This is a genomic window from Runella sp. SP2, assembly GCF_003711225.1.
In the GTDB taxonomy this organism is placed as follows: domain Bacteria; phylum Bacteroidota; class Bacteroidia; order Cytophagales; family Spirosomataceae; genus Runella.
In genome coordinates, this window is record NZ_CP031030.1 from 3,131,442 (window position 1) to 3,147,507 (window position 16,066).

Below are 16,066 nucleotides of genomic sequence, written 5' to 3' on the forward strand. Positions count from 1 at the left end.
AATTATAAGATTATCCGTATTGAGCAAATTGAACAATTCGTTTATGTTCAGGCTGATAAAAAAGATGAATATTAGCACCAAATATATCAGCACTAACTATATGTACAATTTTTGAATCATTATTGGTGAAATAAGTAGCATCATGTTGTTTTCTGTACCAGTCATCATATTTCCCTCCGATTCTTAAAGTTAATGATATATTAGATTCCCAAAAATGTTTATAATCATGTTTTAGAAATTCAAGATCGGTATCAGCTTCGTCTCTTACCAAATACTCATTTCCCTGCTCAATTATGTATTTACAACTCTCTTCAAGTAAACAAATAAAATCATAATGACTATCCCAACCTTCAAACTTCTTGGCTACAGTTTCATCATAATTGATTGACCAGTAGCTTGAAGGAATCACCAAATGTGCCCACTCTTTCCATTGAGGGTTTATTTTACTAAGATGGACAGAAAGTATAGGAAAACAAAACTTATCATGTATATCATTGGGCATGGAAAAAATCTCATTAAGAGAAGGGAACAATTTAATAAACGAAGGCAATTTTTCACCTCTATTAACTTCGTAGATTTGAGCATTTTTTTCTAACAACTCTTGTATTTCCGAAATATCAGTAACTTTTATAGATTTTTTAGTTATATCGAATAAAACAGTATCTGAATTAAAGAAAATAATTAATTCGTCCTCGTATAATTTTCCTTCATATTTAAACGGAATAGTTAAAAATGCCAGGTTGTCTAAATAATCGTCATAACCAGATATGGCCTTCATTATTTCATCAATGCTATAAGGCCCTGCCAAATTATCAGTAAATTCTCCACCAGGTATACTAAAGTAATATAATTCCATTTTTATCAAATCTTATTTAAACTTACTTGACAGTGCTTTCCCTTTGCCGCTGGCAATCCGAAAATATAACCTCAATGTATATTATCTGGAGATGCAATCCTGATAGTGCTCGTTTGCAACGAGCACTATCAGGAAAGGCGTTAGTAACGCCCCCTATTTCAACTTCTCCTGAAACAACTTCAAGATACGTTTGTACTCGTCCATCCAGCTGGTGGGTTCTACAAAACCGTGGTCTTCCATCGGGTACGAGGCCATTTCCCAGTTTTCTTTTTTCAACTCAATGAGGCGCTGCGCCAAACGGTACGAATCCTGAATGTGCACGTTGACATCGACCATTCCGTGGCAAATCAACAAATGCCCTTGCAAGCCTGCGGCATGGTAAATAGGCGAACTACGACGGTACGCCAACGAATCGGTTTGGGGTTCATTTAGGATGTTGGCCGTATAACCATGATTATAGGCTGCCCAATCGGTCACGGGACGGAGCGCTGCACCTGCCGCAAAAACACCTGGCTTAGTAAACATCGCCATCAACGTGATAAAACCGCCGTACGACCCACCATAAATACCAATGCGTTTGGCATTGATACCGTGTTTTTCAACCAAATACTTGGCGCCGTCCACGTTATCGTCGAGGTCTTTTCCGCCCATAAAACGGTAAATGCCCGTGCGCACGTCGCGGCCATAACCTGCCGAAGCGCGGTAGTCCATGTCAAGCACCGTATAGCCCATGTCCACCAATAAGTTATGGAACATGTACTCTCTGAAATATTGACTCCACCATTTGTGGGCGTTTTGCAAATAACCCGCACCGTGGACAAAAATCACCGCCGCACCGTTTTTCTTTTTTGGAACGTACAAACGTGCATATACGTCAGTCCCGTCGGTGGCTTTTACCGTCACAATCTGAGGCTCGCGCCAAGCATAACTACGAAACTCTTCCGAAGTGGAGTTAGTAATTTTGGCAGCGGTCGCATTGGGCTGATTATCTTGCAAATACAACTCCCAAGGCTGTGTACTCGACGAATAACGAATCAAAAGTTTAGACTCATCGGGTGAAAGCGTTGCGTCATTGTTTCCTGTCATTTTAGTCAATGCCGTGCGTTCACCTCCTGCTACTGACATTTTGTAGAAATGCTGTTCACCAGGGTGAACTTCGTTGGAAGTAAAATAAATTGACTTTTTATCGCGCGAGAGTTGCGCTTGCTGCACTTCAAATTTCCCCGACGTCAACGTTTTACGCGTACCGTTGGCTACGTTGACGCTGTACAAATGCGAGTAACCCGTTGCTTCCGAGTGAAACACAATCGTCTCATTATCAATCCAATTTAACCAAAAGCTTCCTGGGCCACCTACCCACGCTTCGTCGCGAACGCGGTCAAGGGTTTTTAATTTAGCCGTTGCAGGGTCTAACAGCGCAATCCAGCGGTCTTTGTTGTCTTGCGAACGCACCATCACGACCGCATACTTGCCATCTTCCGACCACGACAAGCTCATAAAATTCACTTTGCGCGCCGCTGGCTTTTTCGCTTTGGTGGTGTCTTGTTTGTAATCCTTCAAATAGTCGGGTTTATCGTTGATACCTGTCAAATCTTTGGTCGAAACCTCCAGAACCGTATCGCGCGCGATGTTATAGACAAACAATTGCGACGTTGGTTGGGCCACCCCTACTTTCGTCCGTGCAGGGATATCTTCGGTAAAACCTGATTCAGTAACGTAGTTAGGCACAATCGTCGGCTTCGTTCCTGCCGCTGCTTTTACGGTACGATACGTAATAAAGTTACTCTTAGGGGCAAGCGTTACATTATCAACTTGAGCATCTCCCGTGTAAATTTCTTTCGGGCGTTTTGGCAGGTCGGCTTTAGCAATTTTATCGCCTTCTTTCTTCTTGTCTGAACGTTCTTTTAAAATCTCAAACATCGCCAATTGGTCAGCTTTTAGCCATTTTTCTTGCTCACCAGTTACGGCTTCTGGACGTTTGTTGCCTGCTTGAAAATTAGTCAATTGTACCAACTCTCCTGTAGCCAACGTCAGCGCAAACAAGTTTAATCCACGGCGAAAAACGGCTTTCGTTTCGTCACCGCTAAAAGTTACCCCCGACTCATTTTCGACGGTATTGGTCAACTGACGGGTTTGATTTGTTTTAATATCCAACCAAAACAAATCGCCATTTTTGGCATATAATTTTTGGGTAAACGCCCGATTGTACGCTCCTCCAAATTGGCCTGGCAAGGCACGACGCTCTTGGGGCGTTACTTTGCGGGTTTGTTTTGAAGCGACATCATAGACGTACAACGAATCGCTAGTCGTCTTGTCGGGATTCCAACTAAAATAAACTTTGCTACCGTCTTCGCTCCAAAAAGGATTGGAAGGCGCTACACCCATCCATTTGGGGTCACGCATGATTTTTTCAACGGAAAGGGGGGCGAGTTTTTGGGCAAACAACGAAGATGAACTCACCACAACAGCGCAACAAAGTGACAATGCGCGGAAAATTTGGCTCATAAAGTTATAAGATGAAGAGTTAGTGTTTGAATAGGGACGTTAAATTACCAAAACAAACAAAAATTACCCATTCTTTTACAAAATGATGACCTACTTGGTCTTTGCGTAGATAAAAAGTAGAAAAACGGCTTTGGAAAGAGTAGTTCTGACCAACATCATTTTTTTACCAACGATAGGTAATTAGCATTGTTCCAAGAACCAACTCACTCACACCTTGCGACCTAAAATCAGTTACGTCTCGCCCCAAGAAGCCCTTTCTTGCATTCAGTCTGGCAACCGTGTATTTGTGCACGGAAGTGCCCAAACGCCAACGTTTTTACTCCGTCATCTTGCCCAAGAAGCACATCGTCTGCACGACGTAGAAATTGTGTCGATTACCGTTTATGGTGATGTTTACGTGGATAAACCCGAATTTGAAGGGCATTTTCACATCAATTCGTTGTTTGTTTCGGAAAGTATTCGCAAAGCCGTCAACGAAGGCCGTGCCGACTATGTACCCGTTTTTTTGAGCGAAATTCCTGAGTTATTCAACCAAAAAATTCTGCCCGTCGATGTGGCTATCGTTCACGTTTCGGTACCCGACCAGCACGGGTATTGCTCGTTGGGTGTATCGGTTGACATCGCCCGTTCGGCCGTCAACAACGCCCGCTACGTCATTGCACAAGTCAACCCCAACGTGCCCCGCACCCACGGCGACGGCATGATTCACGCTAGTCGTTTTCACGCCATGGTATATTGCGAAGACGCACTGCACGAAGGGAAATTTGGAGGAGCAGTGACGGAAGTGGACCAAAAAATTGGCCAATACGTCGCCGAATTGATTGACGACGGCAGCACCTTGCAAATGGGCATTGGATCCATTCCCAATGCCGTCTTGCAATGCCTCTACCACCACAAAAACTTAGGCGTTCATACTGAAATGTTCAGCGATGGGTTGATTGATTTGTTCGATAAAGACATCATCAACAACAAATTCAAGGTCATCAATCCCAACAAAACCGTCACGGGTTTTGCCTTGGGTACCAAGCGGTTGTACGATTACGTCAACGACAATCCTGCCTTTTCTTTTTTAGACATTGACTTTGTCAACGACCCGCACATCATCAAACAAAACCCCAAAGTAGTAGCCATCAACAGCGCCGTAGAAGTGGATGTAACGGGGCAAATTTGCTCCGATTCCATCGGAACTTATCAGTATTCGGGCGTGGGTGGACAAATGGATTTTATGCGGGGAGCGGCGTTGAGTCAGGGTGGAAAACCCATTATTGCCCTGCCATCGCGGACTCAAAAAGGCGTATCGCGCATTGTTCCTTTCCTCAAACAAGGAGCAGGGGTGGTCACGACCCGCGCCCATGCACACTACATCATTACGGAATACGGTTCGGCCTATTTGTTTGGCAAAAACCTTCGTCAACGTGCCAAAGCGCTCATCGACATTGCCCATCCTGACGACCGCGAAGGACTTGAGAAAGCCTGTTTTGAACGGTTTAAAGCATTGTAAATAAGTGAGTCGGGTTGCTAGTAACAAGTGAATCGGGTTGCTCACAACCCGACTCTTCCTCACTACAAAATCACCAACTAATCGAAAGAACCTTGGCTGATTTTTTATAACTTTGTCAAAAACGTCCAATGGTATGGTCTTAATCACGGGAATTTTACGAAAGCCACGCTCCAACAAACTCTACACGCACGACGAATACTTGCGCATTGAAGAAAAAGCGAAGAGCAAAAATGAGTTTTACTTAGGCTTAATAATCCCTAAGGCTGGTTCAAAAGCAATCCACAATGAAATAAGTGCCAATATTACTACAGCCTTAAAAATAGCTATTCGTGGATTAAAGCAGAAATATCTTGTTTTGAATAGTGACCAAAAAATTCGCATCGATTCAGAAGACACGACAGTTTACCCTGATGCTTTGGTGATTTGTGAAAAGCCTGAGTTTTGGAAGGGTCGCGAGGACATCATTGTTAACCCGTACGTGATTGTAGAGATGTTGTCAAAAAGTACCCAAAACTACGACCGAGGCGAAAAATTTATGTTATACCAACGACTCCCTTCGCTGAAGGAATACATTGTCGTAGAACAACACACTCCCCTCGTTGAGTCTTGGTATCAATTGGAAGAAAACACGTGGCAAAAAACAGCCGCGCAGGGAACAGATGGGCTCTTGTCGATTCGTTCGTTAGGCATCACGTTGTGTTTGGATGAGGTTTACGAACATATTGATTTTTAATAAATCAATACAGCACCCAAAGGCGACCCGCTTGTTTCACCCCCTTTTCCAAGTTTTGAATGACATAACTATAGATGCCTGCTTGAACACGTTTCTCACGGTAGGTACCATCCCACGAATTTTGGTAGGCATCTTTTTCATGAAACAATAACTCTCCCCATCGATTGTAAATAAACAGTTCAAGGCTGGGAAAATCGCCATTCTTTTTAATCTCCAAGCGGTCATTTACCCCGTCGCCATTGGGAGAAAACGCATCGGGGATTAGGATTAGGTTGGAGGAAACAAGCCTAATCCCTGCCTGATTGACACATCCGTTTTTATCAGTCACTCGAAGGGTATAAGTTGTATTTTGTTGAACCGAAACAGTAGGAGTTGGAGAGAATGGATTGTCAAGCCCTTCCGCAGGAGACCACTGAAATTGTTCATTCATCGGGTCTTTCGTTTGGGGTTTTAGCGTAACTGTTTCGCCCTGAGCAACGCTTTGAGCGGTCGCAAGGCTGATTTCGGGAAGGGGCAGCACAACCAACGAACGGGTTTGCTTACCAATACAACCCGTAGCTGGGTCTTTGAGCTCGTAGCTTACCGTATGTGTCCCTACTCCAACTTCTTTGACCTTCACACTGTTGGCTTCTACTCCTTTTCCAACAAAAACGCCTCCCGCAGGAGATACCCGCAACGGCACCACTCCCGAATCGCTAAAACACACTGTACCCAAGGAATCAAAAGTAACGACGGCCCCTATGACCACTTGCACAGTATCCCAAGCAGAAACAGGGCAATTGGGTCGAAGTTGGGTAGTAACCTGAACACTGTACGTCCCTGCTGATTGGACATTCAAGGTTGACTTTTCTTGTCCTACAATCACTTCTCCATTCCTGTACCATTTGTATTGATAATTAGCAGACTCCGTTACGCGCAATTCACCATTTTCAGCCGCACAAAGACGCAGCGTATCCGTCGGGTTGAGTTGAATGGTGGGAGAAGGCGCTTTTTTTACCTTTACAATCAGTGAATTGGTATCTCCTGCACAAACAAGCGCCGAGCTGACAATAACGCGATAATCTCCAGGCTGGGTGACAAGCAACGAAGTCGAATTGGCTCCCATCAAATTGGCATTGTCTCTCTGCCATTGGTACGCATAATCGCTTTTTTCCGCAGTAGCTAACGTGACCGAAGCCCCTTCGCACAACTCCAACTCTTGAACCGCTTGATTGGGGGAAGTAGATGTATAAATAGGAGGCTCAGGAAGGGTACTACGCTGACAGTCAACCACTGGCAGTTGAAAATCGCGCCGAACAAAACCGATACGTTTTCCAGCTCGGTATTCCTCTACCAATATAGTAAAAACATACAGACCTGGCCGATTGGCCGTCAGGGACATCAGACCCGTTCGAGGATTAACTACGGGAGGCCGTGGCCCAGGAATCACGTTGGATAAACCCAATCCCGCCGCCCACCGTACCTCTTGAAAACTATTGTTTATGTCTAATTTTCCGTAGGGTGTGACCATCGAATACCGCAACTCGTCGCCATCGGCATCGGTCGCCATCGAATTAAAATCAAAAGGCTTATTGATACAAATATAATCACCGTTTGGAAGGCCAAAATCGGGAGAAGAGTTACGAAATTCCGCCCCATTTTGCGTAATGGCAGGAAATTGCAACGTGATTACGCCTTCAGAAATAACGGGATTTTGAATATTAGAAATCGCTTGATTACGACAGCAATTGGTAAAAACAAGCAAATACCCCTGTGGCTGGTTGTAAATGGCAGGGTCTAAAAAAAGTTCTTGGGAGAAATAGCCCGTAGCGGTTCGTAATTTACCTTGTTGCACGCAGATAGCATTTTTATACGCTAGGGGTTCAAACCGTTGACGGGTCATGGTAAAACTTCGGACAATACGCCCATCGGCAATCGAACGAATACTGCAACTGGCGGTTGTCTCAGCATTTGAAATCGCTGCACTGCCTTCCACATCAAAAAAAAGCGTCAAATTGATTTGGTAAGAACCTCTTTGAGGCAACGATTTCATTCCAAAATTTCCCCCAACGATATGGATAGCAAAAGCCCAATAAGGTGTAGAAAACAGTAGGCTACACAACAACAACTCACGTAATTGTTTTTTCATATTCAACGTTTCAAAAGAAGTGATACCTTCATTTTAAAACGTTTGAGAGAAAGTTTTAGTGTAACGAATTAGTTTTTTTGAATACAGGTGTGAGTCGGGTTGTGAGCAACCCGACTCACACCTATCACAACCCGACTTACAGCTATCCACTAAATATCCGAATAATCGGTTGGGTACAAAAGGCGTTGGTCGTTTTTAGACACATTCTTTTGATACTCAGGCATGGCCGAAAGTTTTTTCCAGTATTCGTCCGCACTAAACGACTTCCAATGTGCATCGCGATCGGGGCGATTTTCGAACGTGGTGAGGTACATCAGGTTCGGCATTCTGCTTCCTGCTACTACTTCACCGTAAAAGACCGCGTTGAAATTCAAGCGTTTAAAAAGTCCCACTTCGTCGCCGTCGTTGAACATCTTAATCTTATTTTTTGAAATCTTTTCTGTATGCCCTTCGTAGCTACGTAATTCGTACACACGCTCTTTCATTGGCGATTTAAACTGAGGCACATTGTAGCGCGGATTCTTTTCAAACGCCGTTAACAAAATGGTCTCGATGCGGTCGTAGGGCGGTTCGGTATAAACCGCATCCAAATACACTTTTCCGTCGGCCCAGTAAGCCTTATCAGCCGCCAACTTTTGTTCTAATTTGAAAAAATCATCTTGCGACTTAAACGGAATAAACACATAAATCAGCTTTTCGTCGGCAGGTTTTTCGGGATTGGGAATCGGTTTAAAAACACCCACGTGCGCAATCCCAAGGCGGTGAAGCGCAGGCAAATAGGCTTGTTTCAGAAAGTCATCTACTTTTCTTTCCTGCTCTTCGGTTTTTAAATGATACACTTTAATTTGGTAAAAATCGCGCTTGGCATTGGCCGTAAATCCAATGAGTAACAGCGCCAAAAATGCAATAACTGATTTAAACATCTTACATGAACGATTAGGTGATTTTGAAAGCTCAAAATAACGTCTCTTCTCCCCCTCAATCAATAGCGCTTTCACTTTTTGGGTACTCACAATTTTCTAAGCAAACGCACATTAATTCGAAAAATCCATCTCATTTTCGGCGAAATTGCACAGCACATCCAACCATTCACTGAGCGTTGTTCCTTTCGATGTCAAGGTATATTCTACCCGCACGGGCACTTCTTTTTCGTTCTCCATTCGGATAATCAGTTTGTATTTTTCCAAAAGCTTTAAACGGTCGGCCAACACATTGTCGCTGATGTATTTAAGGTCTTCTTTGATGCTCGAAAAACGAACATTTCCCTCTTCGATACTGAACATTACTTCCGTCAACCAGCGTTTGCTTAACAAGTGAATCAGTTCGTTGAGCGCACATTTTTCCTCCAGAAAAACTTGGTTTTGGTAATTGGTCGAATTTAGTTTACGTTCTGCCATTACTCACTTTTTTATTAGCAAAAGTCATCAGTTATTGGATTCCTACCTTATATTTTTCGTAAAAAAGACTTCAATTGCGCCATTTCTTCGTCCTCAATGGCAGGAAAATTAGCGATTCGGAAGGTATTATTTTTCCATTCGCCGTAGCCATTGCCCAAGGTAATTCCCGCCAAAGTCGCTTCTTTTTTAAGCGCAGCAATCGCTTCTGACTCCCCTTTGATCGCAATAACTGTATCCGAACGGGTCGCTTTGTTTGTTACCAAAGGTTCCCAAACAGTTTCATTTTCAATAAATTGATACAAAATTTCAGCACGTTTAACCGTTTGTTGGTCAATTGCGGCAATCGGTTCAATTTTCTCCATGACCCGCATCAACAAATACACCCCAAGCGTGTTGGGCGTGTAATGGGTTTGGTACTTTTCAAAGTTTTCGTGCACAAACAATAAACTGTTGTAGCGCAAAATATCGTTTACTTGACGTGCTTTTTCAAGGGCTTTGGGCGAACATACCATCACCCCCATGCCTGCGGGCAAACCAAAGCACTTTTGCACGGACGCAAACCACACATCGCCGAGCGTCCAATCAAAGGCAACTCCTCCCATCGACGAAGTAGCGTCCACTGCAATCAGCGCATCGGTCAACGAACGGATTTCGGCCAGTTCTTGCATCCGAATTTGGGTGCCGTTGGAGGTTTCGCTGTGGGTCAAACAAAGGACTTCATAATCGCTCAGACGCTGACGGTTAAAAGCCGCACGCTCCTCCCCTTCCTGAAACAAATGATACGGCAAGGTTTGATTGATGGGGAACAAAGAGCCTGACGTTTGGGGAACGATGTGGGTGGCGTAGCTAAACCATTTCTTCCCAAAAGCGCCATTGTAGTGATGGGCGCTGTGTTGCTGTGTCAACGACTGCGCCACTATCTCCCACGCCTCCGTGGCCGACGATACCAAATAAATGGAATAATCGGCAGGAATCGCCAATTTGTCGTGCATCAACCGCAAAGTTTCTTTCAGCACGTCCATGAAGCCTTGGCTGCGGTGGTTCATGCTCAGAATTCCCGAACGGTAGGCATCCTGCAAGTACTGTTCGACTTGAGGGTAAATTTTGGAGGGACCAGGATAAAAGGTTATCATATAAAGTACCGAATCGCTAATTCGTATCCTTTGAGTCCTAATCCTACAATGACACCTTTTACGCGGCTGCTGAGGTAGCTGTGGTGACGGAAAGCTTCGCGAGCGTGAACGTTGGAAATATGGACTTCAACCGCAGGTGTTGTGACGGCCGAAAGGGCATCGGCAATGGCAACCGACGTGTGCGTATAGGCACCAGCGTTAAGAACGATTCCGTCGAACGCAAAACCAATTTCGTGGATTTTATCGATGAGGGCGCCTTCGTGGTTTGATTGAAAGTAATGCAACTCTACTTCAGGAAAAAGTTGCTGAAGGGTTTGGAAGTAATCTTCAAAGGTTTGGCTTCCGTAAATGGTGGGTTCGCGCTTGCCCAATAGGTTCAAATTGGGGCCATTGATGATAAGTATTTTTTTCACTGGATGGTCGTTTTGATTTAACTGCAATATTACGACCTTCCAGTGTTACATTCAAAACTTGTTTTGGTCTCTCAAATTTTTCGCCGCCTCGCTACGGCCACGCCAAAACCATCCATCATTTCGAGCCAATCTTTAGCTAAAAATTTAATGTACAAACGATTCACCAAAACGCTCTTATTGGCTCGAAAAAACACATTGGACAATTCCTTTTCGAAAGAACCAAGCGTGCGTGCCATCAACAACGTTCGACCGTCGGTCAGCACAAAACGGGTATAGTTTCGGTCAGCTTCGAGTCGAACGATGTCGGCTATACGCAATCGTAAACGCCCACGTAGAAGTACCAAATAATTTCCTGAGTTTGGTAAATGAGATAAAGCGTTCATGATTGGGAAGGGGTTAAAATCTAGGTTTACTTCTCTTTATTCCAAAAATACAAAGCTCCAACGGCCATAATAGCCCAAATACCCATGTCCATCACAAGCGTTTTATGAGGCGTCATGTGTCTCACGTTCAGGTTGTAGAAATAAACTACTTCCGCAAAAACAGTCAGAAAAACGATGGCCAACAACCAACCTCTACGGGTTGCTTTTTCGGTTGAGCGATACGCTACGTAGCCTAAATAGCCCATGGCTAGTTGATAGCCTCCTAAAAAATTGAACAAAGAAAGCTCGTTGACATTAGGTGAAACTTTGCCAAAGTATTCGGAAGCCATTATTGGAGCAATAATCGCAGGCAAGCCCAATAAAAGGCTATAAACCGCTACAATCAGGATAAAGGTGTTCGTTTTCATAAAATAAAGGTCTGAAAGGTTTAAACAATAGGGTTTTACTTCGGCACAAACTTCCCTTTATTTTACCACACTCTTTCTCATGGTTTCCCATGATATTGACTCATGGGAAACCATGATTTTGGGGGTAAATTCCGCTCAAAATGGTAATTTCTTCTAATATACAAACGGCAAAAACCGCTTAGAAACTTTCTGATAATCAGCATACTCATCCCCAAACTCACGCACTAAGGCGGTTTCTTCCACGGTAATGCGGTAATAGTAGGCAACACCCAGCAAAAAGGCGGTTGTAACTGCTGAGAAATAAGCATGTACCAACAAGGTGCTTCCAACAATCGCCAAATAAGCCCCCAAATAGCTTGGATGACGAACGTGTTTGTAGGGTCCTTCGGTGATGATTCGCTGACCTTGCTGCACTTGTACCTCCGTTGTGAAAAAACGCCCAAGGGTTTTAATACACCAAACACGAAACACCAAGCCACCAGCCATCAGTACAACTCCAACCCAAAAAAAGACGTCAAACACCACATGTCCTCCCCGAAAAAACACCCACTCCAGCATTGCGGCTATCTGTCCCCCAATATATACAACCACTATTCCCAAAGTAGAAAAACGATCATGGTCAGCTTGCGCATTAGCCCCTTCAATGGTAATAGGTGGCTGTGTAGTGACAAGGGTAATTGTTTTTAAAATCATAAAAACAATTGGGAGTGTTTTTAATAATTCCCACCGCCCCCAAAGTGGTAGGAAATAGCTTATTAGTACAAAAAGGAGAATATTTCCAATTTTTGATTTCATAGCGTCATAACAATTTGTTGAGTTTGGCGATATTGATTATTCAGTTCAAGCAAATACTCACGGTAAGGTTCGGAAATAGCGGCTGGAGACATACTAATCGCCAGCGTAATTTTTTCGACTCCATTGGTGGTATAGCTTCTATTATCATCAATATTTTTAATACCGTAGCGGGTATAAAATCGCTCATGTGTTGGGCAACAATTTATGACTACATACGAACAATCTTCGTGCTGAATATGCGTACTTAACGAACTCTCTATCAACAATCTAGCAGCTCCGCTACTTTGGTAACGTGGATGAATGATGAAACGACTTGCTTCGCAAATAACATCTCCATTATCTTCCAAGGTTCTTTTAAATTCAAAATGACTAGCAGGAACATTTTCATAACTCAAAAAGGGATAATCTTCCTTCATAGTTTGTGGTATCAGGGTTCCGTACTCTGCCTTCATTGCCTCAGCAAGCGGATTCGTATAAATTTTAGCAGGAAAAATGGCCCTAACGTAGCCTACCATTTCATGTTCTCGAAAAAATCCAAAATGCTTGGAATGTAAATCGAAACCATCAATGTCTATTTGTTGCTCATTTTCACGGATAAAAGCCTTGTTTTCAGAATGTTGGCAAGCCTGATACCGCATCCGAAAAGCATGTTTCAACTCTGCTTTTTCTGTAATTTCTCGAAAAACGAAAGTAAAGGGCGTTTTCATTGCATAATGAATAAATTATTGAACAAAGGTCGAAAAGACACTACGATGGTGCCCTCATGGTTTTCCATGAAATCGACTCATGGAAAACCATGAATTTGATCTAAGCTGAAATGCGACGGCTACTGTTCTACCGCTAAATTGTAGGGAATTTTAATAATGACTTCCATTCCTTGCCCCACTGCCGAATGTATCTCCATCGTACCATGGAGCAGTTGGGTTCGTGCCTGCAAATTAGAAAGGCCATTCCCATTTTTGCGTTTGGCTTGGGCTACATCAAAGCCTACGCCATTGTCATTGTAACTCAAAGTTAAACACTTAACACTGAAATCAAGGTAAAAGGCCGCCTCGGTAGCGCTTGCGTGCTTGAGGGTATTTTGAAGCAATTCCTGAGCAATTCGGTACAAATTCACTTCATACTCCTCAGCCAAGTGTTTCGGAAATCTACGACTCACGTTGACAATGACATATACCTTCTGCGTTTGATTGATAAGCATAGCCCGCTCGCGCAAAACCCCTACTAATCCTTTGATTTTCAAACCTCTAGGACTCATGTCATTGATAAGTCCTCGCAAATCATCGAAGGTAGTTTCCAGTACATTTTCCAATTTCGATTTGAGGGTTGTGATTTCTATGTTTCCAAGTAAACCCACCATGATTCGGAGTGCGGTAAGGTTGGCGCCAATGCCGTCGTGCACCTCCTTGGCAAAGCGATTTCGTTCGATTTCTTGGGTCTGTACCATTAGCTTTATTTCCTTGCGTTGCTGTGCCAAAAGTCGCCGAACACGGTATTTATCAAAGAAATACAAGCCAATTATCATCCCCAAAAATAGTAAGGCTTTGAACCACTTCGTTTGCCAAAAATAGGGCCGAATCTCTATGTTGAGTTGGGTAGGAATCGGATTCCAAACACCATCACTATTGGCCGCTTTCACCTCAAATACATATTTACCAGCTGGTACTTGGATAAAGCGTGCGATGGTTTGTTTGTTGGCGTTAACCCACGTACTATCCGACCCCAAAAGCCGAAATTGGTAACTATTAACCCCTTCCGACACGTAATCAATAACGCTGTACTGAATAGCAAACGAATTGCTATCGGGCGGCAGCGTAATGGACGTTGCTTCACTGATAACCACGGGCAATTTATAGGGTGCTTCCTTGACCGTCAATTGCGTCAAATAGGGTTGACTCAAATACGTATTCTTTTTAATATCTTCTGGGTAAAAGCGGTTAAAACCCTGACTTCCACCAAAAAACATTTCTCCATCGGGTGCAAGGGAGGCCGTTCGCGAATTAAAATCATTGCTTTGCAGTCCATCGGTAAGCTTAAAGTTTTCGACTTTTGACTTCACGGGATCTATCCTCGACATACCCCGTGAAGTACTTACCCAAAAATGCCCCTTTTTATCGACAAGCGCATCATACACATACTCACTGGCAAGCCCTTGCTTGGGCGTCCATTTGGTGACTTTCCAAGTAGTTTTAGAAATAACCAACAAACCCGTGGCACTTGCCCCTAACACCTGATTATGAGCTACATCGTTGTAGCCATTGCGAAAAATAGCGCCTGTAATCGGGGCAGTAGTGGCCCTCCAGACTGTGTCTTGGAGGTAGCCTATGTGTAGTTTTCCATTAAAACCCACGTAAAACCGCCCTTCTTTGTCCATTAAACACACACGCCCATTGGTTCCAAAAAAAGGAATTCGTTGGAAAGTAAAACGTTTTCGATGAAATACAAACATCCCCGATTCGGTATTCAGAACCAGCGTCATAGGAGTTGCTTCAAAGACATCTCGAACGGTATTGGCAAATTTAGACTCGTTTTGAAGCGTATCGGGGTTCACAAATGTTCGTATTTTTTGACTCGACGGGTCATACACACAAAGCCTATTTTTTGCCATAATCCAAACGTTTCCATCCTTACTTCGGAAGGTGCGTCCGCCTGTGTTATTGAGCTTATCATTAAGACTAGGCGAAAACAACTCATTCGTTTTTTTATTGTACAACAGCACTTGATAGTCGTCCAAATTTACCCTCAGCAAGTTATCATTGAGCGCCAAAAAACCTCGATTTGAAAGCTTTATGGGTACTTCATGCGTACTGGCGGTGATTTTTTGAAATTTGGGAATCAACGGGTTAAGTTTATAGCCATAGTTAAAATTCCAAAGCCACTGCACCCCATCGCCAAAGGTTTTGTAATGAGGATAGACCGCTTTCGGTAAAGTCACCACCGAATGATGGGGTGCAAAAAACTCCTGCGTTTTCGTAGTCGGTTTGACGGTTCGTAAATCATTACTTATGAGCATACCTGAAAAATCTTTTGTTGCCGCATAAATCCCTTTATCGGTCAGTTTAAAGTGGCTAAAAAAGGTGGGTTGCCCCAGTTTGTTCAGTGGATGATTACTAAATACATAACGACACTCAAATGTCTGTGTATCAAACCTCAAAAGTCCTTCCAAAAGATGAATCCAGAGATAACGTTTCCCATCAAACATAGATTGATGATCGTAGAAGTTATTATCCTCAAAAAAAGGCACTTGGGTTAACACAACAGTTTTCCGTCGAGTCACTAAATCAAAATAAAACAACTGCTGGTTTGAAGGCGATATACACCAGAGTCTCGCTCCTATCAGTCCCAGCGGTTGTCCTTTCATCGGTCTCCACCCGTCCTTTGTTTTCTCTTTAAGGTGAACAAAGCGTTCGGTTTTTCGTAAAAAATACGCAACGGTCGAGTACCGCTCAAAAAAACTTGGAATTCTATTCACCCCCAACCAAAAATTGCTATTGGGGTCTTCCACAATGGTCCTGACCAAATCCACTGCACGAATGGCCGAATCGCGCACGAAGCGCATTTGAGTACCGTCGTAGCGACAAAGCCCCCCAGGTGTTCCCATCCAAACAAAGCCTTTTTTATCTTTATGAAGGCAAAAAATGGAGCCAGAAATATACTCTTTGTCCGCGTCAAGAATAGAAACGAGGTACTTTTTTTGCGCCCAACCAAAACTTATCCCTAAGCCGATGAGTACAAAAAAGCTTCTCCAAAGATGTACAAACAGTGACCTCAATTGATGTAAGGAAGTGATAGCGAATGAATTCCAAAATTAGGGT

Annotated in this window: 14 protein-coding genes; 2 read left to right on the top strand and 12 right to left on the bottom strand. The window is 43.5% G+C overall.

Features of this window, described 5'->3' with window-relative positions:
• Nucleotides 1–10 precede the first annotated feature (10 nt).
• Nucleotides 11–856: a hypothetical protein gene (locus tag DTQ70_RS13120; RefSeq protein WP_122931222.1), complete on the bottom strand. Its 846-nt coding sequence runs from the start codon at nt 854–856 to the stop codon at nt 11–13.
• A gap of 153 nt (nt 857–1,009) precedes the next feature.
• Complete coding sequence (locus DTQ70_RS13125; RefSeq protein WP_122931223.1) at nt 1,010–3,361, bottom strand: prolyl oligopeptidase family serine peptidase; 2,352 nt, start codon at nt 3,359–3,361, stop codon at nt 1,010–1,012.
• A 214-nt stretch (nt 3,362–3,575) separates the two neighbouring features.
• On the opposite strand from DTQ70_RS13125, the gene DTQ70_RS13130 reads away from it, so the two are divergent.
• Together DTQ70_RS13130 and DTQ70_RS13135 are read left to right on the top strand one after the other, a co-directional pair.
• Entirely contained in the window at nt 3,576–4,862 is a 1,287-nt protein-coding gene (locus tag DTQ70_RS13130) for an acetyl-CoA hydrolase/transferase family protein (RefSeq protein ID WP_206019720.1), read from the top strand.
• 133 nt (nt 4,863–4,995) lie between these two features.
• Nucleotides 4,996–5,595 carry a Uma2 family endonuclease gene (locus tag DTQ70_RS13135; RefSeq protein ID WP_122931224.1) on the top strand — a complete coding sequence of 200 codons (600 nt, stop codon included), beginning with the start codon at nt 4,996–4,998 and terminating at the stop codon, nt 5,593–5,595.
• A 4-nt stretch (nt 5,596–5,599) separates the two neighbouring features.
• Here DTQ70_RS13135 and DTQ70_RS13140 read toward each other — a convergent pair whose 3' ends face one another.
• The 10 genes from DTQ70_RS13140 to DTQ70_RS13185 all read right to left on the bottom strand — a co-directional run bounded on the left by DTQ70_RS13140 (nt 5,600) and on the right by DTQ70_RS13185 (nt 15,852).
• Entirely contained in the window at nt 5,600–7,723 is a 2,124-nt protein-coding gene (locus tag DTQ70_RS13140; protein WP_122931225.1) for a gliding motility-associated C-terminal domain-containing protein, read from the bottom strand.
• 149 nt (nt 7,724–7,872) lie between these two features.
• Entirely contained in the window at nt 7,873–8,646 is a 774-nt protein-coding gene (locus tag DTQ70_RS13145) for an NIPSNAP family protein (protein ID WP_122931226.1), read from the bottom strand.
• Between the two features lie 111 nt (nt 8,647–8,757).
• Nucleotides 8,758–9,120, bottom strand: coding sequence for a helix-turn-helix domain-containing protein (locus DTQ70_RS13150; protein ID WP_122931227.1), 363 nt, complete (start codon nt 9,118–9,120; stop codon nt 8,758–8,760).
• 47 nt (nt 9,121–9,167) lie between these two features.
• The gene (locus DTQ70_RS13155) at nt 9,168–10,253 is read right to left on the bottom strand and encodes an aminotransferase class V-fold PLP-dependent enzyme (RefSeq protein WP_122931228.1); all 1,086 of its coding nucleotides are present in this window, start codon (nt 10,251–10,253) and stop codon (nt 9,168–9,170) included.
• Entirely contained in the window at nt 10,250–10,666 is a 417-nt protein-coding gene (aroQ, locus tag DTQ70_RS13160; protein ID WP_122934394.1) for a type II 3-dehydroquinate dehydratase, read from the bottom strand. The genes DTQ70_RS13155 and aroQ overlap by 4 nt, the downstream gene beginning before the upstream one ends.
• 71 nt (nt 10,667–10,737) lie before the next feature.
• Complete coding sequence (locus DTQ70_RS13165; protein WP_122931229.1) at nt 10,738–11,049, bottom strand: LytTR family DNA-binding domain-containing protein; 312 nt, start codon at nt 11,047–11,049, stop codon at nt 10,738–10,740.
• Between the two features lie 26 nt (nt 11,050–11,075).
• Nucleotides 11,076–11,456, bottom strand: coding sequence for a hypothetical protein (locus tag DTQ70_RS13170; RefSeq protein ID WP_122931230.1), 381 nt, complete (start codon nt 11,454–11,456; stop codon nt 11,076–11,078).
• Between the two features lie 153 nt (nt 11,457–11,609).
• Complete coding sequence (locus DTQ70_RS13175) at nt 11,610–12,251, bottom strand: isoprenylcysteine carboxylmethyltransferase family protein (protein ID WP_122931231.1); 642 nt, start codon at nt 12,249–12,251, stop codon at nt 11,610–11,612.
• Nucleotides 12,248–12,958, bottom strand: coding sequence for a GNAT family N-acetyltransferase (locus tag DTQ70_RS13180; protein WP_122931232.1), 711 nt, complete (start codon nt 12,956–12,958; stop codon nt 12,248–12,250). Before DTQ70_RS13180 ends, DTQ70_RS13175 begins: the two co-directional genes overlap by 4 nt.
• A gap of 119 nt (nt 12,959–13,077) precedes the next feature.
• A complete protein-coding gene (locus tag DTQ70_RS13185; protein ID WP_164490002.1) occupies nt 13,078–15,852 on the bottom strand; it encodes a triple tyrosine motif-containing protein in 2,775 nt (924 codons plus the stop codon).
• Between the last annotated feature and the right edge of the window lie 214 nt (nt 15,853–16,066).

Coding starts and splice junctions, on each gene's coding strand:
- DTQ70_RS13120 (WP_122931222.1), bottom strand. CDS start 856: ATGGAATTATATTACTTTAGTATACCTGGTGGAGAATTTACTGATAAT.
- DTQ70_RS13125 (WP_122931223.1), bottom strand. CDS start 3,361: ATGAGCCAAATTTTCCGCGCATTGTCACTTTGTTGCGCTGTTGTGGTG.
- DTQ70_RS13135 (WP_122931224.1), top strand. CDS start 4,996: ATGGTCTTAATCACGGGAATTTTACGAAAGCCACGCTCCAACAAACTC.
- DTQ70_RS13140 (WP_122931225.1), bottom strand. CDS start 7,723: ATGAAAAAACAATTACGTGAGTTGTTGTTGTGTAGCCTACTGTTTTCT.
- DTQ70_RS13145 (WP_122931226.1), bottom strand. CDS start 8,646: ATGTTTAAATCAGTTATTGCATTTTTGGCGCTGTTACTCATTGGATTT.
- DTQ70_RS13150 (WP_122931227.1), bottom strand. CDS start 9,120: ATGGCAGAACGTAAACTAAATTCGACCAATTACCAAAACCAAGTTTTT.
- DTQ70_RS13155 (WP_122931228.1), bottom strand. CDS start 10,253: ATGATAACCTTTTATCCTGGTCCCTCCAAAATTTACCCTCAAGTCGAA.
- DTQ70_RS13165 (WP_122931229.1), bottom strand. CDS start 11,049: ATGAACGCTTTATCTCATTTACCAAACTCAGGAAATTATTTGGTACTT.
- DTQ70_RS13170 (WP_122931230.1), bottom strand. CDS start 11,456: ATGAAAACGAACACCTTTATCCTGATTGTAGCGGTTTATAGCCTTTTA.
- DTQ70_RS13175 (WP_122931231.1), bottom strand. CDS start 12,251: ATGAAATCAAAAATTGGAAATATTCTCCTTTTTGTACTAATAAGCTAT.
- DTQ70_RS13180 (WP_122931232.1), bottom strand. CDS start 12,958: ATGAAAACGCCCTTTACTTTCGTTTTTCGAGAAATTACAGAAAAAGCA.
- DTQ70_RS13185 (WP_164490002.1), bottom strand. CDS start 15,852: ATGGGAACACCTGGGGGGCTTTGTCGCTACGACGGTACTCAAATGCGC.